The sequence below is a fragment of the Serratia sp. NA_112.1 genome (assembly GCF_052691715.1).
In genome coordinates this window covers 78484-97938 of record NZ_JBQZFO010000001.1, presented here as the reverse complement: position 1 = coordinate 97938, position 19455 = coordinate 78484, and the positions used below count along the sequence as shown (strand labels likewise).

The 19455-nt window shown below is 55.4% G+C and carries 23 protein-coding genes; 10 read left to right on the top strand and 13 right to left on the bottom strand.

What is annotated here, in order from left to right; all coding sequences use genetic code 11:
• Nucleotides 1-113 precede the first annotated feature (113 nt).
• Both ACUTQ5_RS00520 and ACUTQ5_RS00515 read left to right on the top strand, forming a co-directional pair.
• Complete coding sequence (locus ACUTQ5_RS00520; RefSeq protein WP_445649655.1) at nucleotides 114-869, top strand: DUF2076 domain-containing protein; 756 nt, start codon at nucleotides 114-116, stop codon at nucleotides 867-869.
• A 100-nt stretch (nucleotides 870-969) separates the two neighbouring features.
• The gene (locus tag ACUTQ5_RS00515; protein WP_445649654.1) at nucleotides 970-1521 is read left to right on the top strand and encodes a GNAT family N-acetyltransferase; all 552 of its coding nucleotides are present in this window, start codon (nucleotides 970-972) and stop codon (nucleotides 1519-1521) included.
• On the opposite strand, the gene ACUTQ5_RS00510 is transcribed toward ACUTQ5_RS00515, so the two are convergent.
• From ACUTQ5_RS00510 to ACUTQ5_RS00490, 5 genes are all read right to left on the bottom strand, one after another.
• Nucleotides 1509-1772 carry an ABC transporter ATP-binding protein gene (locus ACUTQ5_RS00510; protein ID WP_445649653.1) on the bottom strand — a complete coding sequence of 88 codons (264 nt, stop codon included), beginning with the start codon at nucleotides 1770-1772 and terminating at the stop codon, nucleotides 1509-1511. The two genes, ACUTQ5_RS00515 and ACUTQ5_RS00510, sit on opposite strands and share 13 nt — an antisense overlap.
• A 95-nt stretch (nucleotides 1773-1867) precedes the next feature.
• Nucleotides 1868-2311: a thiol-disulfide oxidoreductase DCC family protein gene (locus ACUTQ5_RS00505; protein ID WP_445649652.1), complete on the bottom strand. Its 444-nt coding sequence runs from the start codon at nucleotides 2309-2311 to the stop codon at nucleotides 1868-1870.
• 63 nt (nucleotides 2312-2374) lie between these two features.
• Nucleotides 2375-2704 (bottom strand): hypothetical protein, encoded by a 330-nt coding sequence (locus ACUTQ5_RS00500; RefSeq protein ID WP_445649651.1) that lies wholly within the window; start codon nucleotides 2702-2704, stop codon nucleotides 2375-2377.
• Between the two features lie 174 nt (nucleotides 2705-2878).
• Complete coding sequence (gene ycaC / locus ACUTQ5_RS00495) at nucleotides 2879-3505, bottom strand: isochorismate family cysteine hydrolase YcaC (RefSeq protein WP_445649650.1); 627 nt, start codon at nucleotides 3503-3505, stop codon at nucleotides 2879-2881.
• 139 nt (nucleotides 3506-3644) lie between these two features.
• Nucleotides 3645-4526 carry a pirin family protein gene (locus tag ACUTQ5_RS00490; protein WP_445649649.1) on the bottom strand — a complete coding sequence of 294 codons (882 nt, stop codon included), beginning with the start codon at nucleotides 4524-4526 and terminating at the stop codon, nucleotides 3645-3647.
• 126 nt (nucleotides 4527-4652) lie between these two features.
• Between ACUTQ5_RS00490 and ACUTQ5_RS00485 the strand changes: the two genes are divergently transcribed.
• Entirely contained in the window at nucleotides 4653-5561 is a 909-nt protein-coding gene (locus ACUTQ5_RS00485) for a LysR family transcriptional regulator (protein WP_445649648.1), read from the top strand.
• Here ACUTQ5_RS00485 and ACUTQ5_RS00480 read toward each other — a convergent pair whose 3' ends face one another.
• Nucleotides 5562-5945: a VOC family protein gene (locus ACUTQ5_RS00480; protein ID WP_445649647.1), complete on the bottom strand. Its 384-nt coding sequence runs from the start codon at nucleotides 5943-5945 to the stop codon at nucleotides 5562-5564. It lies immediately after the preceding gene.
• 1 nt (nucleotide 5946) lies between these two features.
• Nucleotides 5947-6729: a DeoR/GlpR family DNA-binding transcription regulator gene (locus ACUTQ5_RS00475; protein ID WP_445649646.1), complete on the bottom strand. Its 783-nt coding sequence runs from the start codon at nucleotides 6727-6729 to the stop codon at nucleotides 5947-5949.
• 140 nt (nucleotides 6730-6869) lie between these two features.
• On the opposite strand from ACUTQ5_RS00475, the gene ACUTQ5_RS00470 reads away from it, so the two are divergent.
• Together ACUTQ5_RS00470 and ACUTQ5_RS00465 are read left to right on the top strand one after the other, a co-directional pair.
• Complete coding sequence (locus ACUTQ5_RS00470) at nucleotides 6870-7559, top strand: transporter (RefSeq protein WP_445649645.1); 690 nt, start codon at nucleotides 6870-6872, stop codon at nucleotides 7557-7559.
• 105 nt (nucleotides 7560-7664) lie between these two features.
• Entirely contained in the window at nucleotides 7665-8282 is a 618-nt protein-coding gene (locus ACUTQ5_RS00465) for a hypothetical protein (RefSeq protein ID WP_445649644.1), read from the top strand.
• Nucleotides 8283-8291: 9 nt separating this feature from the next.
• Here ACUTQ5_RS00465 and ACUTQ5_RS00460 read toward each other — a convergent pair whose 3' ends face one another.
• The 3 genes from ACUTQ5_RS00460 to pagP all read right to left on the bottom strand — a co-directional run bounded on the left by ACUTQ5_RS00460 (nucleotide 8292) and on the right by pagP (nucleotide 9927).
• On the bottom strand, nucleotides 8292-8555 hold the full coding sequence (locus ACUTQ5_RS00460) for a putative hemolysin (RefSeq protein ID WP_445649643.1): 264 nt from the start codon (nucleotides 8553-8555) through the stop codon (nucleotides 8292-8294).
• 57 nt (nucleotides 8556-8612) lie between these two features.
• Nucleotides 8613-9098, bottom strand: coding sequence for a DUF2501 domain-containing protein (locus ACUTQ5_RS00455; protein WP_445649642.1), 486 nt, complete (start codon nucleotides 9096-9098; stop codon nucleotides 8613-8615).
• Nucleotides 9099-9333: 235 nt separating this feature from the next.
• Entirely contained in the window at nucleotides 9334-9927 is a 594-nt protein-coding gene (gene pagP, locus ACUTQ5_RS00450; protein ID WP_445649641.1) for a lipid IV(A) palmitoyltransferase PagP, read from the bottom strand.
• Between the two features lie 801 nt (nucleotides 9928-10728).
• Here pagP and ACUTQ5_RS00445 point away from each other — a divergent pair.
• On the top strand, nucleotides 10729-12405 hold the full coding sequence (locus ACUTQ5_RS00445) for an alpha-keto acid decarboxylase family protein (protein WP_445649640.1): 1677 nt from the start codon (nucleotides 10729-10731) through the stop codon (nucleotides 12403-12405).
• A gap of 164 nt (nucleotides 12406-12569) precedes the next feature.
• On the opposite strand, the gene ACUTQ5_RS00440 is transcribed toward ACUTQ5_RS00445, so the two are convergent.
• Complete coding sequence (locus tag ACUTQ5_RS00440; protein WP_445649639.1) at nucleotides 12570-13673, bottom strand: DUF1615 domain-containing protein; 1104 nt, start codon at nucleotides 13671-13673, stop codon at nucleotides 12570-12572.
• A gap of 220 nt (nucleotides 13674-13893) precedes the next feature.
• Between ACUTQ5_RS00440 and tehB the strand changes: the two genes are divergently transcribed.
• From tehB to ACUTQ5_RS00425, 3 genes are all read left to right on the top strand, one after another.
• Complete coding sequence (gene tehB / locus ACUTQ5_RS00435) at nucleotides 13894-14754, top strand: SAM-dependent methyltransferase TehB (RefSeq protein ID WP_445649638.1); 861 nt, start codon at nucleotides 13894-13896, stop codon at nucleotides 14752-14754.
• Between the two features lie 153 nt (nucleotides 14755-14907).
• On the top strand, nucleotides 14908-15546 hold the full coding sequence (gene leuE, locus ACUTQ5_RS00430; RefSeq protein WP_261432306.1) for a leucine efflux protein LeuE: 639 nt from the start codon (nucleotides 14908-14910) through the stop codon (nucleotides 15544-15546).
• A 144-nt stretch (nucleotides 15547-15690) separates the two neighbouring features.
• On the top strand, nucleotides 15691-17190 hold the full coding sequence (locus tag ACUTQ5_RS00425) for an aldehyde dehydrogenase family protein (RefSeq protein WP_445649637.1): 1500 nt from the start codon (nucleotides 15691-15693) through the stop codon (nucleotides 17188-17190).
• 34 nt (nucleotides 17191-17224) lie between these two features.
• Here the strand turns inward: ACUTQ5_RS00425 and feaR are convergent, their stop codons facing one another.
• Entirely contained in the window at nucleotides 17225-18133 is a 909-nt protein-coding gene (gene feaR, locus ACUTQ5_RS00420) for a transcriptional regulator FeaR (protein ID WP_445649636.1), read from the bottom strand.
• Nucleotides 18134-18459: 326 nt separating this feature from the next.
• Here feaR and ACUTQ5_RS00415 point away from each other — a divergent pair, with 326 nt between their 5' ends.
• A complete protein-coding gene (locus ACUTQ5_RS00415) occupies nucleotides 18460-18618 on the top strand; it encodes a hypothetical protein (protein WP_445649635.1) in 159 nt (52 codons plus the stop codon).
• A gap of 3 nt (nucleotides 18619-18621) precedes the next feature.
• Here the strand turns inward: ACUTQ5_RS00415 and ACUTQ5_RS00410 are convergent, their stop codons facing one another.
• Entirely contained in the window at nucleotides 18622-19263 is a 642-nt protein-coding gene (locus tag ACUTQ5_RS00410; protein ID WP_445649634.1) for a DsbA family protein, read from the bottom strand.
• Nucleotides 19264-19455: the final 192 nt, after the last annotated feature.

The following is a 19455-nucleotide window of genomic DNA, read 5'->3' as shown; positions in this document are numbered from 1 at the left end:
CATAAACAGGTTTACCTGCCATTTGTTTATTGGTTCATATAAACGCGCTAGGGTGGTGGCCACCGATGATATTCTTCATCCAGTAACGTTATTCATCTCCTTGAGGTAATCCTATGCAATCCGAAGAACAACGTCTTATCGATGGTCTGTTTGGCCGCTTGAAAGAAGCCGAGACCAAGACGGGCCAAAGGGATCTCCAGGCAGAGCAGCAAATCAACCAGCACATCCGTGAACAGCCTTCCGCACCCTATTACATGGCGCAGGCGATGATCATTCAGGAAGCGGCGCTCAAACAGTTGGATCAGCGAGTGAAAGATCTGGAAGGCCAACTTGCCCAACAGCAGCAAAATAACGCCAGCCAGCCAAGCAGCGGTGGTTTTCTGGCCGGGCTGTTCGGCGGCGGTAACCGTAACACGCCAAGCCCGCGCGAGCAGTTCCAGGCGCAACAACAGAATAACGCGGCCTGGAACAATCAGCCGCAACCGGGTTATGCTCCACAACAGCAGCAACAACCGGCTTACAGCCAGCCACCACAGGCGGCACCTTCACGTGCCGGTGGGTTCCTTGGTGGGGCATTGCAAACCGCAGCCGGTGTGGCAGGCGGGGTGGTATTGGCCGATATGCTGACCGGCATGTTCCGTCATTCGCAACCGCAAGAGATTGTGAACATTATCGATGAGCCCCCGGCAACGCCGGTGGATGACAGTGCGATGAGCAATTTCGACGCCTCTAACAACCTCGACACCTTCAACGGTGGCGATAGTCGCTTCCTCAATCAGGACAATGGCTTCCAGAACGCGGATTATCAAAACGACGATAATACCGACTTCTCTGATGACGACTACGGCGACGACGATTCGTTTATCTGATGCTGCCCCCTCTCCGCCCGGGGAGGGGTTTACTATTTCTTGTTCCCCGCATCCTGGTCTACAGTTAACCCTTGCCATTAACTGCAAGTGACGAGAAGCCATGCCACAAATTCCCTCTACCCGCCCTTTTGTTAGCGCCCGTATGCTGATGCGTCCGCCGGTGGCCGACGATGTTGCCCGCTTTTACGCTATTTTTGGCGATCCGGAAACTCAACGCTTTAATCCCGCCGGACCTGTCGCCAGTGAACACTTGGCACAACAGGCGCTGTCAGAAAGGATCGAAAACTGGCGGCAGCACGGCTATGGTTCCTGGGCGATTGCGCTGCATGAACGGCCGGAGTGGATTATTGGATTTGGCGGGATTTCCTGGCGGCCTCTGGGGGCCCAACGTACGGTGAACCTGGGCTATCGTTTTGATACGCAGGTTTGGGGCCGTGGATTAGCTACGGAACTGGCGCAAGCCTCGCTGAAATATGGTTTCGAACAGCTGCGGCTGGCAGAAATTTCCGCGATTGTTCGTGAAAAGAATCTGGCCTCGCGCCGCGTCCTGGAAAAAGCAGGTTTGCGTCTGGTGGATACCCTCGATGACGTACCCGGCGATAGGCCAAGCCTGGTATACAGCATCACGCGCAGCGCCTATCAGAGCTGCTGAGACGGGGGTTCATCGTTAATTTTCGCCAGTTTCCGGCGGTAGGACTTCACCTTCTGGCGTTTCTTCAGCCAGGTGGTGGTGGAGACGATAAAAATCAGCCCGGACATGGTCAGTACGCCGATCGGATGGCCGTAAAACACCATCAGGGTAAAGTAAATGGCAGAGACAATCGCTACCCATTTCGCCGTATTCCCCATCGTATTCTTTTCCTGACTTAAACGGCGGATGTGCTCTTCTTCACTGATTCCCATACTCTCTCCCTATTGGCTGACCGTTCCATTATATAGGGCCGGAATGCTGATATTTCAATCGATTAAAGGGTAAAGAAGAGTAAAGCTCAGCGGGTTTATTCACCACGATGATGCAGATAGCGCTCCGGCAACTCCAGCCCAGGCAAGGCAGTTCCGTCGTTGCGGCCAAACAGCCGATAGCGGTTACGCGCCACCGCATTGTAAAACGCCTCCGCCAGCCGTGACGGCAGAAAGCGAGCCAGCGCCAGCAGGCGAAATGGCCTGCCAAACTGTTGCAGTGCCTGAAAGAAGGCCGCCGAGCGCAGCCAATGCTGGCCCTGCTCCAGATAAACAATGGAGTCAAAACGATCGGTGGGTAACGCCAGCCAGCGCAGAATGGCCTGCCCTTCCTCGGATTGCACCGTGGCCAGCAGGATCTTGCCCTGCCGATCGGCACGGATCAAAAATCGCACCAGCCCGTGGCACAGATTACATTCACCATCGAATAACAATGCCCGATCACCGGGCTGTAGATAAGGGGGGAGTCCTGGCCGATTCATCCTGCCTCCTGAGGGGTTGCCACCAGACTAACGCGCATTCCCCCTCAGTACCAGCAGGCTCGTTTAAGGCGCAGGCGGAACCGGTGGGTTATCCGGCAAGGCTACCACGGAGATACGCACCTCATAATGTTTGGCACTACTGGCCGGGATCACCGAGGTTAGCTTATTGATGGTTTCAGTCGGATTATCACTAGCGGAAGTCGCGCAGAATAGCTCCCCCCTGTGGCAGAAACCCGGTTTGGGCATAGGCCCACCAGGGAACGGCTGCAAGCGAAAGCCTTGCTCAGTCGGTGGAGGGGCGTTTTTATCAGCCGGAGCAGAAAGCGCACTGACGCTGAACAGCGTCAAGCCAGCCAGAAAAGGCAGTGCCAGTACTTTGACGGTATTTTTCATGTTATTGATCTCATTTGCCGGGGTTGGATTTAACCTACTCCGCCCCCGGCCCATGAGAAAGTCGCTTTTCGCGACCTTTTCACCTCAGATGATCTTTGCTTACATACCACCTCTAACGTGATGAAAAATTAAGGATTATGTAAAGAATAATCGAGGTGTGCTTCCTGTATTACATTACTTGCCGTTGGTCAGCGTATTGTAACTGGTCATCAGGTTGCGGTAGTCGGGGATATGGTTCGCAAATAGGGTACCCAGCCCTTCGACGTCGTTGCGCCAATCGCGGTGCAGTTCACAGGCAACCCCGAACCAAGTCATCAACTGCGCGCCTTCCGCTTCCATACGGCTCCAGGACGATTGACGGGTCAACTCATTAAAGGTGCCGGAGGCATCGGTGACCACAAACACCTCAAAACCCTCACTGAGAGCAGATAGTGCCGGGAAGGCCACGCACACTTCGGTAACTACACCGGCGATAATCAATTGCTTACGACCGGTGGCTTTCACTGCCTTGACGAAGTCATCGTTGTCCCAGGCATTGATCTGTCCGGGACGAGGGATAAAGGGCGCATCGGGGAATTGCGCTTTTAGCTCCGGCATCAGCGGGCCATTGGGGCCATCTTCAAAACTGGTGGTCAGGATGGTCGGCAGATTGAAATACTTCGCTAAATCACCCAATGCCAGTACGTTGTTTTTAAAACGATCGGGATCGATATCTCGTACCAGTGAAAGCAGTCCTGCTTGATGATCCACCAGCAATACGGCGGCCTGATCCTTATCGAGGCGCTTATAATTTGCAGTCATGGTTTACTCCTGTGGGGTTTTGATTATTGCGGCTAAAGTTGCCCTTGGCCGATAAGGCCAGAGCGCAGAGATTGCCTTAAAGTATAGAACCGGATCCGGAACTGTGCTTCCAGATCCGGTTCTGAGGTGTGGATTGAGCTTAGACGGCTTCGTGCTTTGCCACCATGCTGCCAAACTTGCCACCGTTGAAGTCATGGAAAGCCTGCTGAATTTCCGCATCGCTGTTCATCACAAACGGGCCGTAGCCGACGATTGGTTCGTCGATGGGCTCGCCGCTCAGTACCAGCAAGCTGACGTCATTATTGGCTTCGATAGTGATTGAATCCCCCGCACGGTCAAACCTGACCATTTGGGTTTCACGCACCACTTCCTCGCCGTTAACATGAATGGCACCGTGCAGCATCACCAGCGCCAGCGTATGGCCTTCTTTCACCGTCAGCGTGGTGGTGTGACCGGCGTTTAGCTTCATGTCCCAGACATTGAGCGGGCTGAAAGTGCGTGCCGGGCCTGCTGCGTCGCCGAAGCTACCGGCAATCACCCGAACCTGCCCTGCGCCGTCCGCCAGTGAGACCACCGGGATATCCGCATTCAGCAGCGTCTGGTAACCTGGCTCAGCCATTTTGTCCTTGGCCGGCAGGTTTACCCACAACTGCACCATTTCCATGGTGCCGCCGTTGCGCGAGAAATCCCGTGAATGGAACTCTTCATGCAAAATACCCGAAGCGGCTGTCATCCACTGCACGTCGCCGGGGCCAATCACCCCGCCGCTGCCGGTGGAATCGCGATGCTCGACTTCCCCCTGATAGACGATGGTCACCGTTTCAAACCCACGATGAGGGTGCTGGCCAACGCCACGGGTGCCGGAAGCAGAACGAAACTTGGTTGGCGCCGCATGATCCAACAGCAGGAACGGGCTCATTTCCGCCCCCAGATCGTTATAGGAGAACAGCGAATTCACCAGGAAGCCGTTGCCGACCCAATGGGCTTCAGGGCTGTTGTAAATACCGAGGATCTTTTTCATCTTGGGCTCCTGTTTCAGGTCTCACGACCTTAGGTTGATGCCAGAAGTTTAATCCAACGCCATTTGCTGCAGTAGTAGGCAAGATGTACACTCAGCGTTCTATATATGGAACGATAAGGACAGGCGATGTTCACTGATTTGAACGATCTGTTTTATTTCGCCAGCGTGGTCGACCATCAGGGATTCGCCCCCGCCAGTCGGGCGCTGGGTATTCCCAAGTCCAAACTGAGCCGCCGCGTGGCACTGTTGGAAGAACGTCTGGGCGTGCGCCTTATCCAACGCTCGACGCGGCGTTTTTCCGTCACCGACGTGGGGCTGAATTACTACGCACACTGCAAGGCGATGCTGGTGGAAGCCGATGCGGCACAACAGGCAATCGAACAAACCCGCGCCGAACCCTGCGGCACGGTGCGCATGTCCTGCCCGGTGGCGATCCTGCATACTCAGGTCGGCAGCATGGTGGCGGCCTTTATGGCCGATTACCCGCAAGTCACGGTACACCTGGACGCCACCAACCGCCGGGTAGATGTGGTGGGTGAAGGGCTGGATCTGGCGATCCGCGTGCGGCCACCGCCGCTGGAAGACAGCGATCTGGTACTGAAGATCTTGGCGCAGCGCACCTGGTGTATCGCCGCCAGCCCGGCATTGGTACGCACCCTCGGCCCAGTGCAACGACCGGAGGATCTGCATAAGTACCCCACGCTCGATCTCGGACCTGCGCGTGCACAGCATCTGTGGCAGTTGACCGGGCCGGACGGCGTGAAAGTGGAATGGGAACACCGGCCACGGCTGGTCACCGACGATATGCTGATGTTGCGTACCGCGGCGATTGCCGGTGCCGGTATTGTACAATTGCCGTCGATGATGATGCGCGACGACATGTTGCGTGGCGAGCTGGTGCAACTGTTACCCGGCTGGCAGCCACAGGGCGGCGTGGTGCATGCGGTTTACCCGTCACGCCGTGGGCTATTGCCGGCGGTGCGGCTGCTGCTTGACTATCTGGCGCAACGGTTCGCGACTATCGAAGAAGAGTGATCAACCGGTGATTTCTATGGCGTTACCGTCCGGATCGCAGATGATCGCTTCGTAAAAACCATCGCCAGTCCAGCGCGGCGGCGCTTGCAGGATCCCCTCCTGCTGCGCGCGCTGCGCCAGTTGATCGACCAGGCCCTGATCGACTAGCGACAGCGCAATATGCGCCCAGCCGACTCGTTCATTGGCCTGCTCCGCCGGCAGCAACTCCGGCAAACTCATGATCTCCAGCATTGGGCCGCTGGCCAGGCTGACAAAACGGGAAACAAAACCCGGACGGTTGTTGCTGACATATAATTCTCCGGCCACGCCGTTGAAGTAACGCTGCCAGAACGCCACCTGCGCATCAATATCACGGGTCCACAGGGCAACATGGGCTATTTTCATTTCAGTCTCCAATTGATGAATCGCTGTACAACACCTTGCCACCGCTGTGGGTCACCTGCTGTTCGAGCTGTGTGTGCTTGCCGGGAGGTGTCACCAAATAATCAACGCGGCTGGCATGAAGGAAGCTGTAAGGGGCATAGGTATTCAATTTGTCACCGGTACAGAGCACCACCACATTTCCGCAACGCGTCAGCAGGCGTTTCTTGAACTGAGCATCCTGATAATTCAGCGCCGAAAAACCGCTGCCTGGCTCATAGGCGCAGATACCGGTAAAAGCGATATCGAAATGAAAGCCGTCAATTTCCTGCACCGCTTTGGCGTCCACGCAACCACCGATGTCGGCATCCAGCTCACCACCAATTAAAATAGTGCGGATCCCCGGCCTTGCCAGCATTTTGGCGGCGATACTCAGCGAATTGGTCACCACTGTCAGCCGTTGGTCAGAGGGCAACAGATCGGCCAGATAAAGGTGGGTGCTGCCGGCATCGAGGAAAATCACCTGACCCTGCTTGATCAGCGTCAGTGCAGCCAGTGCCAGCGCCTGTTTCTCATCAACGCTCAAATGCAGTCGTGTACTAATCGGCCCGGTTGCCGGTGTCGGTGCCAGTGCGCCGCCATAAATTCGCTTACACAGGTTCTGAGCCGCCAACTGGCGCAGATCGCGCCGAATGGTGGCTTCGGTGGTGTTCAGGCGCACGGCCATTTCAGCCGCCAGCACCTGCCCCTGTTGCTGTAGCAGGGTCAGGATCGCTTCATGACGCTGGTTGGGGAGCAGTTTGGACATTCTGTCTCTCAGAGGCGAATAAGTGATCATGAATGTACATAAACGTTTATAAACGTACAACCCATTTATCCCTTATCGCAAATGGACAGCCCTGGACTAGACTTTGACTGAAGTGTTACGTCTCAGATAAAGGAATATTGATGACCTCCGCCGTGCTTTATACGCTGTTCCCCGCCGCCGCCACCGCGATCGGTGCCGCCGTTGCACTCTATCGCCGCCCTGGCGCTGCCACTATGCGCATCATTCACCACTTTACCGCCGGTATTGTGTTTGCCGCCGCCGCCACCGAAATTCTGCCCGACCTCAAACAGCAATCGCCTTGGCCGGTACTGCTTGGTGGGATCGTCGGCGTGTTGCTGATGCTGTTGGTCAGGCGTCTGGGAGAACGTGCGCAGGGGCCGGCAGGTTTTGTCGCCGCCGTCGGCGTGGACATTTTTATCGATGGACTGGTGCTGGGTATCGCCTTTGCCGCCGGTGCCAAAGCGGGTCTGCTGTTGACCCTGGCACTGACGCTGGAAGTGCTGTTTCTCGGGTTGTCGATCGTCGGCGATTTGCGTGATTTTCTTGGCAGACGGATAAGAGCCATGCTGGCGGTGATCGGTCTGGCCCTGTTGCTGCCGCTCGGCGGCATGCTGGGTGCGCCGATTGCCACGCTGGGCGCCTTCTGGCTCACGGCGTTTCTGGCCTTTGGCCTGATTGCCCTGCTGTATCTGGTCACGGAGGAACTGCTGGTTGAGGCGCATGAAGGAGGCAAAGATACGCCGCTGGCTACCGCGATGTTTTTTGCCGGTTTTTTACTGCTGTTGCTGTTGGAAGAAGGGATCGGTTAAACGCAGGTATTTCAACAGACGATCCCCTCAGCCTGAATGCTTTGGCTATACTGAGGCAAGCAACGTTACCGCAGAACGTAACGGCTTGGGCGCTAAGGGAAAAAAATGCTGTCAAAAGTGGTGAAGTGGCTGTTTCAATTGCCGGGCAGGCTGTTTGGGGGGATTTTCAGGAGTCGCCTGACGATTTTTATCTTCTTTATGCTGATCGCCGTTGGGGTGTTCAGCGCCAAGCGCTATCTGCGTGCTCATCAAAATGACGATGAGTTTGTCTCGGTCATCCCCACTGATTACAACCGGGCTATCCAGCGTGAAATGCCGCTGCGCGAGGCACGCGAACAGTGCGGTGGCCCCCTGCATGACAATGCAGGACAACCCTGGCCAACCTCGGCCGGTTTCCTGCACCAGGCAGAACACCAGGCCAACGGACACCTGCAGCAACTGACGCTGGACAATCAAAACAACGATTTTCCGGTATTGGTTAAACTGGAAACGCCCGGCCAGCCGCAACAGCTGGCAGAAGTGTTTATTCCCGCGGCCGGCAGTTTCAATCTCAAAACCAATCCGGCCGGCGAATATGTCCTGAAGGTCAGAAATATCAAAAGCGGCTGTAACTTCCGCTCCCGGCCTTTCACCCTCAGCAGCCAGCAGAATTGGCGGCTGCCGCTAACCCCGCAAACGGACGGCAGCGTGCAGCTACAGCCGATCAGCGATCGTGAGTTTTAACCAGAGCGCTTATTTCTTCACCGGGTGGTCACGACGGAACAGTTCCCAGCTTTCAATTTCCTGGCCATCAGGCAGGGTACAGGTGGAATACTGGCCGTTGGCATTTTGTTTGGCATTCAATTTGCCGCCAATCTCGGTGCAATAAACGTCTGCCGGATTAGCCATGCCGATTGATTTCATCTTGGGTGGGGGTGGCGCATCGTTGGATTTCATGGTGCAACCCTGTAGCATCGCCATCCCTGCGAACAGCGAGATCATCAGAATTTTTTTCATGTTTTCAGCTTATACAAATTAAAAACGGCGGTGCATAAGCAACCGCCGTTTACATTATCAGGAAATGAATGACGCGCCCTGCTTCAACACCAGATCGCAGGCCTTTTGCTTCACTTTTTCGGTAATTTGCGAGGTACCCAGGCTGTTCAGATCCAGGCTCTTGCCTTCGCCGGTTTGCAGCAGACCGCCCAGCCCTTGCTGGTAGTCCTGGCTCTTGGCGTTCTCAGGGCTGCTGATACCCAGCTTGCTCAACAACTTGTCCTGTATCGCTTCAGTGCTGTTACCTGACAGAACGTTGTTTTTCACACAGTACTGCAGGATGCCGGCGGCATTGGTCATGCTTTTGGAACTCAGCGCTTTGTCACCGCCGTTCAACAGGCTGGTTAGTGAGGACAGTGAAGTGCCGCCAGTGCTGCCGCCTGACTTGCTCAGTTCACCGGCTGCACTGCTGAGAGAATCCATCAGTCCGGCTGCCTGAGCCGCGCCACAGGTCATAGCGGTGGTCAATGTCAGTGCCAACAGTAAACGTTGTTTGGTGTTCATGGGGTAAAACTCCTGTTATCTCGCCATTCCTGCCTGCTTCCATTGCCCTGTGCGACGAGGGAAATCAGGCAGGTCTATCCGGTGCAATAAGCGCAATGCGCTGGGTCAATTGTTCGGACGCCACAACCGGCGACAAGTTCCTTTTAACTGACCACGCCACGATTTTTTCAGAATTCAGGAAATTTTTGGCTAAATAATCAGCAACAGGGGGGCGAATCGAACGACCCGCCGGTGATTAGAACTGCCAACGGAACCAGCCAAAAAACACGTTACCGTTATTGTAGGTACCGGGAATATAGGTGGCCTGGAAGGTCAGTTGTTTGTAGCCGATAGAGGCCAACGGCAACGGTGCCGGAATAGGAATGTAATTCCAGTTATCACGCGCGGTGATGCTGGCGGTAAAGCCCAGACCAAGGCGGAAATCCTTGTCCTCCAGCGGCCGCCAGATCTTCTCATAAGCGTAACCGCCGATCGGCTCCCACTTATTGAACGAATCCTTGAATACCATCATATAGAGGCCATGCCAGTCGCCGTCACTGTCGTAACGCGAGATACCATAGCCACCGCCCCACGGCCGCTCGTTGTACGAGTCGATTTTTTCCTGGCTGTAAGTCAGACGGTTATGCCAAGTAATTGCTGGCACATAGATATCTTTATTCGGAGAGTTGTTCCAGGTTTCCGCCACGTTACTGGTGAAACGCTGCCACAGACTCGGCTTTTCAACCTGCATAGCGTTGCTATTTTCTGCACCAACCTCAGCGTAAGAAGGTAGTGCAGAAAATAGCAACGCCAGTGTGCAAGCCAAAATTGTCCGTTTAAGAAACATCATAGATTCCTGTAAAAAATAAGGCCGGGGATTCTTACCGATCACCCCGCCAAGATCAAGCTGTATCTTATTCTTCCAGCTTGTTTCTGCTCCCTGTTGTCACTTGGTTAAGTTTAGCCGCCATCAGGGGAGAGAGCCGATTTGGGGCGCTCAGGCTACCCTTCCCCCAGGGCGGCGTCTGTCAGAAAACTCCGCAATCGCACCGCCACGGCAGCAAGTGTTGGCAATTATGCGGCCTGGGGTAAAACTTCTTTTCTATTCTGGATGTAGCGAAATGTTTACCCCCTTCCGGCAAACAAATGTAACGGCGGTCACGTTTTTAATCGCTACTGAAAAGCCGTTTTATCGGCGATCCTGCCAAACTAAGGCCTCTGCCGCACAGAGCCGCTGTAAATATGCAGTTACATCGCTGCAATTGAAGCCCAAGCCACCAATAACAGGCGTATGGCAGAGAGTAATTTAATCAGCAGGCAAAAGTACCGGGTGCGTAACCCGTGCCCCATGATCTGGCTGCACAAGCCAGATTTTACATATCCGTTACATTCAATGAAAAATACCCTCGGCAGTATCCACACAATTCATGCAGCATCAGCACAGCGTAAACCCCCGAATACAAGCCACTGGCCCCCGATACAACCGCCGTAACTTGAACAAGCCGATAGTTTAAATAATTGTTAAAGCTAACCAGCGCAGCCCAGCCTACAGGGCCCAGCTTTATTTCATGATTAGCCACACAACATCGCCGGCAATTAATTTTGCCGTTCTCTGCCTGATAAAAGAAAGATAAGAAATCCGGAGAAATACATGAAAATCACTATCGGGGCTTTTATCCTGCAACAGCTCCGCACCCTCAACATCGATCGTATTTATGGCGTACCCGGCGACTATAATCTGGCGCTGCTGGAACTGATTGAACAGGATGACAAGCTGGAGTTCATCGGCAATTGTAATGAACTCAATGCTTCGTATGCGGCCGACGGCTATGCAAGGCTAAAAGGTGCCGGAGCACTGATCACTACCTATGGCGTCGGTGACCTGGCCGCACTGTCCGGCATTGCCGGCGCCTACGCCGAATCGGCCCCGGTGGTCTGTCTGTCCGGCACCCCGCCGCTGCATGCCATGAAAAACCACCTGCTGCTGCACCACACGCTGGCGGACGGCAACTTTGATAACGTAATGAACTGCTTTAAACAATTCACCGTCGCCCAGGCATTAATTACGCCGGAAAATGCGGCGGTGGAAATCCCCCGCGTTATTTCCCGCGCCTGGACGGAAAAGAAACCGGTTTATTTGCAATTGCCTTCCGATATTTGTGATGTAGAAATTGAAATTACTCAGGCTGTGGCACCACCGCAATTGCCCGCCAGCGACAAATATAATGTGCAACTGGCAGCAATGGCGTTGCTGGCGCGAATCAAACAGGCGAAAAAACCGATTATTCTGGTCGACCAAATGGTGGATCGCTTTCAGCTACAGCAATTAGTGATCGACGTGGCGCATAAATTCGCCATCCCGCTCACCAACATGCCGACGGCCAAATGCATTATTCCGGAAACCACGCCGGGCTGGATGGGCGGCTACAGCGGTAATCTGTCACGCCCCGAACTCTATGAACACATGGCACACGCCGACTGCGTGCTGAGCTTCGGCGTACGGCTGGTGGACTCTACCACCGGCTATTTCTCGCATCGCATCCTGTCCGACGCGCAAATCGATATTCAGCCGTTTTCAGTGAAGCTGGGCGAGACTTCTTATCCGGCAGTGGCGACGGCAGACCTGCTACAGGCGCTGCTGGCATTGGGTGAAGGCGTGGCAGATCATCACCCGGCCCCGCTACCCGAAGCGCGCCATCGGCTGGCAACACCGAGCGAAACCCCAATCGATCAAGCTTATTTATGGCAGCGCCTGCAACGCTTTATTCGGGCCGATGACGTGCTGGTGGTAGAAAACGGCACCTCGGGCGCGGCGATTGGCGGCATGCGGATGCCTGACGGCGTCCAGGTGGTCAATCAGCCAATTTGGGGGTCGATCGGTTATACCCTGCCGGCGCTGCTGGGTACCATGATGGCCGCACCGGAACGTCGGCACCTGCTGTTTATTGGCGATGGCTCGTTCCAGCTTACCGCACAGGAAGTTTCAACCCTGCTGCGTTACGAGCAAAAGCCGATTATCTTCCTGATTAATAACGACGGTTACACTATTGAGCGTTACATTCTCGGCGAAAATTCGTCGTACAACGATATTGGGCCGTGGGACTACGCCAAACTGCCTGCGGTGCTCAACACCCAGGCGACACCGTATTGCGTGGCGGTAGAAACCACTCAACAGCTGGAGTTGGCGCTGGAGCACGCCTCACGACAGGATCAATTGATCTTTATCGAAATAAAGGTGCCGATGATGGACACACCGCCGGTGATGAAGGAGTTCTGCAGCCGCTGCAATAACTTTAACTTTGGCCTGACCAACCCGCGTCGCGCTTAACCTGTCCGGATCCGCCGTTGCTCAGGGAACGGCGGATTTTCCCAAAATCTGCACCACCTGCTGCTGCAAGGCTTGCAGTAGTGGGTGGTGCCGCCTTGCCCCCAGACGTAACGCATGCGCCACGGGTGGCAAAGGCATCCTGCGTTTATCAGCACCCCACAGGTTTAACCCGCCGAAGCGCGCGTCATGCAACGCTGGCGCCGCTCATCCACCCGCTTGGCAAACCAGGCGGTGGTCAACTTACGGGTAATTTTCGGGCTTTCCAGTTGAATGCCCGGCAGCATTTCCCGTGGCAGTTTCTTGCCGGTGGATATCTCCGCCAGGGCATAGACTCGCTCATACAGGTCGGTGTCGGCAAACTCCGGCAAATCCCCCTTTTCCAACGCCCGACGAATCGACGAGTTACTCATATCCAACCGTTTACCGAGGGTACGCACCGCCAGCTCGGTGGTGCCCGGCTTGTCGGTACCGTAGTTAATCAAATCGCCGTCCAGCGCCAGCGGAATACCCGTCGCCCGGCTGACTGCGCTCTGGAAGGCCGCGTTGCGGCTGGCGTACCAACCAGCATTGAAGTCGGCAAAGCGATAAATCGGCTGGCTGTAGTTGGCCGGGTAGCCCAACAGGTGAGCGATACCGAAATACATACCGCCACGGCGGCTGAACACTTCGCGGCGGATGGTGCCGTCAATCGGGTACGGGTAGCCTTTGGCATGGGCTTCGGCAAAGGCAATACTCACCTGCATCGGCCCGGCGGTATGCACCGGATTCAGGCTGCCAAACAACCTTTGCCCCATCGGCACCGAATTAATCATGTCATCAAAGATATCGCTCAGGTCTTTTTCGGTGCGCACCTTATCGAGCCGCTCGCGGTAGCTCTTGCCGCTCGGTGATTTGATCATCAGGGCGGTATGCACCAGGAAGTTGGGAATATGCAGCTGGTCGGCGCGGCGGTCGATCTCTTTCCAGGCGATTTTTGGCAGCCCCGGCACCGGCGGGTTAGCCTGGAAGGTCGACTCCTGCTCGGTGACAGCCAGCACCGAACACAGGTTCTGGTCGCTGGGTTCAATGCCCTGCGCGGCAAAGGCAGCGGTGATATCGGTGGCCCACCCCTGGCGGTCTGCGGTGTTGGCCGGCATTAACCGCACCAGTTGGGCTTTGACGTCTGCCGGACGTTGCACCGGCGTAGTGGTCGTGGTTTTGGTGCTACAACCGGCCAGCACCAACAGTGCACCCAGGCTCAATGGCTTGATAAAATGGCGAATTAGCATCTTTTCCCTGATCTTTCAGCATAAACTGCACTGACGTTAGCCCAGGCTGGGGCCGTGATCCAGTTTAAATATGCCAATCCTCTCGTACGGCCACTAGGAACATCTGCTTTGATGATCTCAGACATGTTCAAATCACCGATAAAAATGTATTTTACATGCAACATATAAAATAATTCTGTTCGCCCGCCACATGCGGCAACGCAGAACCAAGGAGTGATTGATGAACGAACTGCTTTGTTATAAAACCCTGCCGGAGTGGAACAGCACTACACTACCAGAGAGTTTCCAGCAAAAGCACAACACCCAAAGCGGTACCTGGGCCAAGCTCAAGCTACTGAGCGGAACATTAACCTTCGCACTGATGAACGAACAGGGCGAGGCCAGCGAAACCTGGCAGTTCAGCCCCGAAAACCAACCGCCGTTTATCGAGCCGCAGCAATGGCACCGCATCGTTTCATTCTCCGATGATATGACCTGCCAACTGGCTTTCTATTGCTCGCCGGAAGATTACTATCACAAGAAATACCAACTGACGCGTACCCACTCCGAAGTGATTGAGGCCGTCCAGCAGATCGCGCCCGGCAGAACGCTGGATCTGGGCTGCGGCGGCGGACGTAACTCGCTTTATCTCAACCTGAAAGGCTTTGACGTCACGGCATGGGACAAACACGGCCCGTCGATCGATAACCTCAACAACATTATCGACAGCGAAGGCCTTTCGCACATTCGCGCCAGCGTGCAGGATCTCAATACCCACAGCTTCGGCGGCGAATACGACTTTATCCTTTCTACCGTGGTGTTGATGTTCCTCAACCCGGCGCAGATCCCACGACTGGTGAAAGACATGCAGGACAGCACCGTCAACGGCGGTTACAACCTGATCGTCGCAGCGATGGATACCCCGGATTACCCTTGCAGCCTGCCCTTCCCATTCACTTTTAAACCGGGTGAGTTGAAAGACTACTACGCCGGCTGGGAAGTGCTTAAGTACAACGAGGACGTTGGCCAACTACACAAAACCGATGCCGCCGGTAATCGCATTTCACTGCGTTTCGCCACGCTGCTGGCACGTAAGCCATAACCCCTGTCTGGCTGCGCGCGACTGATGACAAAAGATGGCAATCAACATGAAGTTTATTACGTTGCCAACCCGCCCCTGCGGCGTTAGGATCGCGCCCGGCTACGGGTGTAGCCAGTGTTATTGGCTGTCAGTTCCGCGCATGGAGAGGTTATTGTGTTAGAAAGTTTTGGCGTCCTGAATCTTTGGACCTATCTGGCCGGGGTGGTTTTTATCATCATCCTGCCGGGCCCGAATACGTTGTATGTGTTGAAAACCGGCGTAACACGCGGTGTGCGGGCCGGCTATACCGCCGCGCTGGGCGTGTTTATCGGTGATGCAATCTTGATTTTCTGCGCCTATATCGGCGTGGCTTCGCTGATCCGTACCACGCCGTTTCTGTTTACCCTGGTGCGTTTTCTCGGCGCGATCTACCTGCTGTTCCTGGGTGCCAAAATTCTTTACGCCACCTTTATTCAGAAAAATGCCGAGCAGCATCAACAGATTGAAGGCAGCCACAGCATTCTGCGCAAATCGCTGACGCTCAGCCTGACCAATCCGAAAGCGATCCTGTTTTATGTGTCGTTCTTCGTGCAGTTTATCGACTTCAACTATGCCCACACCGGCCTGTCGTTCACCATTCTGGCATTGATCCTCGAATCGGTCAGCTTTATCTATATGACCACGCTGATCTTTTCCGGCGCGATGCTGGCGCACTTCTTTAACCACAAGAAAGGCCTGGCAAAACTGGGCAATGGCCTGATTGGCCTGCTGTTCCTCGGCTTCGCCACCCGCCTGGCGACCCTCAGCTCCTGATCCTGTCGATTAACGGCTGGCTCGCTCAGCCGTTATGTCACGCAGGACAAACCGATTGTCAGGCAGACAAAAGTCGTGCTTCTCCACCTGCTGTAAGCTTTTAAGGTTAACGATAGCGACCTTTTTTGTCTGACAGGAGGGCGTATGCCTGACAATACCCTAGCAGTGATGGACAGCGTTTCGCGTTTTCTCGATCGTCATCATGGGCTGTATATCGACGGCCAATGGTGCGAGTCCAGTGCCGAACACCGGTTGGCGGTATTTAACCCCGCTGACGGAAAACAAATCTCCTCCACCGCCGACGCCAATGCACAGGACGTCGCGCGCGCTGTGCAATCCGCCCATCAGGCTTTCACCTCCGGAGTCTGGGCCCAGCGTTTACCCGCCGAGCGCGAGCGCATTCTATTGCGCTATGCCGACCTGCTTGAACAACACACCGAAGAGCTGGCCCAGTTGGAAACGCTGGAACAGGGTAAGTCGATCAATATTGCCCGCATGTTCGAGGTCGGCTGCACGCTGAACTGGATGCGCTACACCGCCGGGCTGACCACCAAAATCACCGGCCAGACGCTGGACGTGTCGATCCCGATGCCACCGGGTGCCAAATATCAGGTGTATACCCGTAAAGAGCCGATTGGCGTGGTAGCCGGTATCGTGCCATGGAACTTCCCGCTGATGATCGGCATGTGGAAGGTGATGCCGGCGTTGGCGGCGGGTTGCTCTATCGTCATCAAACCCTCTGAAACCACCCCGCTCACCCTGCTGCGCATGGCCGAACTGGCCACCGAAGCCGGTATTCCGCCGGGCGTATTTAACGTGGTGACCGGCAAAGGCACCGGCTGTGGCAAGGCACTGACCGAACACCCGTTGATCGCCAAAGTGAGCTTTACCGGCTCCACACCGGTGGGTAAAGGCATCGCGCGGGCGGCGGCAGATCGCCTGACCCGCGTCACGCTGGAACTGGGCGGCAAGAACCCGGCCATCGTGCTGAAAGATGCCGATCTACCACAGGTGATCGAAGGCCTGATGGCGGGCAGCTTCCTCAATCAGGGCCAGGTGTGCGCTGCCAGTTCGCGGATTTATATTGAAGCACCAGTCTACGACAGCCTGGTCGCCGGGTTCGAGCAGGCGGTGAAGTCTCTGACCGTCGGGCCGGGCATGGATGCCAACGCGCAGATCAACCCGCTGGTCTCCAGCGATCACCGTAATAAAGTCGCAGCCTATCTGGACGACGCCAGATCCAAGCATGCGGAGCTGATCAGCGGCGCAGCCGGGCCGGACTCGCAAGGGTTCTATATTCCGCCGACGCTGGTGATAAACCCGGATGATAAGTTGAATCTGGCACGCGAAGAAGTGTTTGGCCCGGTGGTCAATTTGATCCGGGTGGCGGACGCCGAAGAAGCGCTGAGCAAAGCCAACGACACCGATTACGGCCTGACCGCCAGCCTATGGACCACCAGCCTGCAGGCGGCGATGGCTTATACCCCACGCATTCAGGCCGGTACAGTGTGGGTCAATACCCATACGTTGATCGATGCCAACATGCCTTTTGGCGGCTTCAAACAATCGGGCAGCGGCCGTGACTTTGGCCCGGACTGGCTGGATGCCTATACCGAATCCAAATCGGTGTGCATCAGATACTAAAGTACCCGGATCATCAGTAGCGTCGCCTGCGGCGCTACTGATATTGCTTGCGATATTCGCTCGGCGAAACGCCAAAACGGCTTTTGAAAGCGGTGGAAAAGTGGCTGTGATCGGCAAAACCCCAGTCATAGCCGATAGTGGCCAGTTTCTGTCGCTCCGGCGAGCTGCGTAATGCCTGCGCGCACAAATCCAGACGGCGGTGCTTGATATATTGCGCCACCACCAGCCCCTGACGAGCAAACATCCGATACAGACTGCGCACCGAAACGCCAAGCTCATCGGCGATCCACTCCGGCCGTAACTGCGGCGACTGAATATGCGTATCGATAAACGCCAGCGTACGGCTGAAGCTGCGCGGAGGGCTCTCTTCCCCCACTACGCGATCGACCAGCGCCGGACGCAACAGCGTCGCAACCGCGTTCAGGATCGCCTCACTCTCTGGAGCGCTCATCTGTGAGTCCTGCATACACCCCAGCACCAGTTGCCGACTAAGGCGCACCACGCTGCTTTGCGCATCAAGCCGCCGCACGCACTGTACATCTGACGCAGACTGCTCAAGATAGCTGCGCGGCATCAGCAATGAAATTTGGCGGGAGTCTTGTTGAAAGGTAAAGCTGCTGGTACGCGAAGCGTCGATTAGCGTGACGTCACCGGCAGACAACACCGCCTGCCGATCGCCCTGCTCCATCAATGAGCTGCCACGTAGCTGAAACACCGTGAAAAAGTGCGAGCCGTCGCTGCGGGCAATCTCCTGCTGGGTACGATACAGCCGGGTCTGGGCGGCATCCACCACGCTCAGGCGCAGCGCGTGGGAGCGAAACTCCTGCATAGCACCGCTAAAACCAGGCCCCAATGTCCTGGCGCAAAACCGGCCGCAGGCGGAATTGATTTTCGCCAACCACTCCTCGAAGCTGGCCTCCCTGACCTGCGCGGAAATTGCCATGCTTTTCCCCTTCCAACATCAGCGATGAACAGAAAATCAACATAACAACCCGATAACATACAAGCAATGCCGAAACCGGGATCTGGCGCTGGGATCACAGATTGCGTTCGCAATATCGGCAGCGTCATTAAATCGACACTTTTCCGTCATGTAACCATCACAACACTCGCCAAATATAGAGCTCGGTTTGATGACAGCCACCTTCACACCATGGGTATGACTAATAAAATTATTACAAAAATCTGCGCTGGCACTGTGTTTGTTCACTATGGTGCCGGAAAAGCGCGCCGAGATCATGGCGCGCCTGGCAATACGGCGATAACCGCGTGGTCGCCGGTATTCACGCCCCGTCAGATATTGAGATGGGCCGAATCTCCGGCAGCGTGATCAGCCAGCAGCTCTCACACCAAGAAGATTTCCAGCAGCAATACCTGCCAGCGCGTGAAGAACTGCGTCACGCGCTGGATTTGCCTGCCGCAAAATAGCGCTTAGGGCTGGGTATCCAATAAATAGCGGACCACGGCTGCGTACTCTTTGGCGTAGCCGTCCACGCTTTGGCTCGCCATTCCGGCATTGTCGATCTTGTACTTGCCGGAAACATAAAACGATGGCGTGGCGCGCACGTCCAGCGCTTTGACCGCTTCATTCTGTTTGGCGATCATGCCCTTCACCAGCAGGCTGTGACGCGCATTTTCATAGCTGGCGGCATCAACACCGGCAGCGGCAAACACCCGCTGAATATCCTGTTCATTGTTGATGGCACGCTTCTTTTGCAACTCGTCGAATAGCATACCTTCGATTTTGTCCTCAATGCCCATCACCATCGCCACCGACCAGGCTTCGGTCAGCTCATTCCCCAGCTTACCCATCAGGCCAACGTGGTATTTGATCAGTTTAGTGCCCTCCGGCAAGGCCTGGCTGACGGTGCTGCCCACATGGTAAGTCTCGGCAAACTGATAGCAAGGGCCGCAATAAAAGGAGAAAAACTCCACCACCGCAGGGGCGGAAGCGACTGGTTTATCCAGGCGGGTGAATTGCTCGCCCGCACGGTAATCTGCTGCGCCAGCGACGGCAGGAAGCAGTAACACCAATAATGCACCGGCAAGCAGCCGATTGATTTTAGCCAACATAAATACTCCAATTCAGATGAGAACATTGTCCCTAACGCCGGTGTTTATAATCAAATTATCGGTTCAAGGCCAGGTTTTATTACCTTATGCTTATGTGGAATTGACCCATATCAAAGGCGTGGACCAGGCATCCGGTGGCGATCTCTGACTCAGGTTCTATGCTTAAAAAAAGGCGTTGAACGGTGCTTAGCG

Coding starts and splice junctions, on each gene's coding strand:
- pagP (WP_445649641.1), bottom strand. CDS start 9,927: ATGATGTTTCTTAAACGGACAATTTTGGCTTGCACACTGGCGTTGCTA.
- ACUTQ5_RS00480 (WP_445649647.1), bottom strand. CDS start 5,945: ATGAAAATAGCCCATGTTGCCCTGTGGACCCGTGATATTGATGCGCAG.
- feaR (WP_445649636.1), bottom strand. CDS start 18,133: ATGGCAATTTCCGCGCAGGTCAGGGAGGCCAGCTTCGAGGAGTGGTTG.
- ACUTQ5_RS00490 (WP_445649649.1), bottom strand. CDS start 4,526: ATGAAAAAGATCCTCGGTATTTACAACAGCCCTGAAGCCCATTGGGTC.
- ACUTQ5_RS00510 (WP_445649653.1), bottom strand. CDS start 1,772: ATGGGAATCAGTGAAGAAGAGCACATCCGCCGTTTAAGTCAGGAAAAG.
- ACUTQ5_RS00485 (WP_445649648.1), top strand. CDS start 4,653: ATGTTCACTGATTTGAACGATCTGTTTTATTTCGCCAGCGTGGTCGAC.
- ycaC (WP_445649650.1), bottom strand. CDS start 3,505: ATGACTGCAAATTATAAGCGCCTCGATAAGGATCAGGCCGCCGTATTG.
- ACUTQ5_RS00465 (WP_445649644.1), top strand. CDS start 7,665: ATGCTGTCAAAAGTGGTGAAGTGGCTGTTTCAATTGCCGGGCAGGCTG.
- tehB (WP_445649638.1), top strand. CDS start 13,894: ATGAACGAACTGCTTTGTTATAAAACCCTGCCGGAGTGGAACAGCACT.
- ACUTQ5_RS00410 (WP_445649634.1), bottom strand. CDS start 19,263: ATGTTGGCTAAAATCAATCGGCTGCTTGCCGGTGCATTATTGGTGTTA.
- ACUTQ5_RS00505 (WP_445649652.1), bottom strand. CDS start 2,311: ATGAATCGGCCAGGACTCCCCCCTTATCTACAGCCCGGTGATCGGGCA.
- ACUTQ5_RS00500 (WP_445649651.1), bottom strand. CDS start 2,704: ATGAAAAATACCGTCAAAGTACTGGCACTGCCTTTTCTGGCTGGCTTG.
- ACUTQ5_RS00475 (WP_445649646.1), bottom strand. CDS start 6,729: ATGTCCAAACTGCTCCCCAACCAGCGTCATGAAGCGATCCTGACCCTG.
- ACUTQ5_RS00455 (WP_445649642.1), bottom strand. CDS start 9,098: ATGAACACCAAACAACGTTTACTGTTGGCACTGACATTGACCACCGCT.
- ACUTQ5_RS00470 (WP_445649645.1), top strand. CDS start 6,870: ATGACCTCCGCCGTGCTTTATACGCTGTTCCCCGCCGCCGCCACCGCG.
- ACUTQ5_RS00440 (WP_445649639.1), bottom strand. CDS start 13,673: ATGCTAATTCGCCATTTTATCAAGCCATTGAGCCTGGGTGCACTGTTG.
- ACUTQ5_RS00425 (WP_445649637.1), top strand. CDS start 15,691: ATGCCTGACAATACCCTAGCAGTGATGGACAGCGTTTCGCGTTTTCTC.
- ACUTQ5_RS00460 (WP_445649643.1), bottom strand. CDS start 8,555: ATGAAAAAAATTCTGATGATCTCGCTGTTCGCAGGGATGGCGATGCTA.
- ACUTQ5_RS00445 (WP_445649640.1), top strand. CDS start 10,729: ATGAAAATCACTATCGGGGCTTTTATCCTGCAACAGCTCCGCACCCTC.
- ACUTQ5_RS00515 (WP_445649654.1), top strand. CDS start 970: ATGCCACAAATTCCCTCTACCCGCCCTTTTGTTAGCGCCCGTATGCTG.
- ACUTQ5_RS00520 (WP_445649655.1), top strand. CDS start 114: ATGCAATCCGAAGAACAACGTCTTATCGATGGTCTGTTTGGCCGCTTG.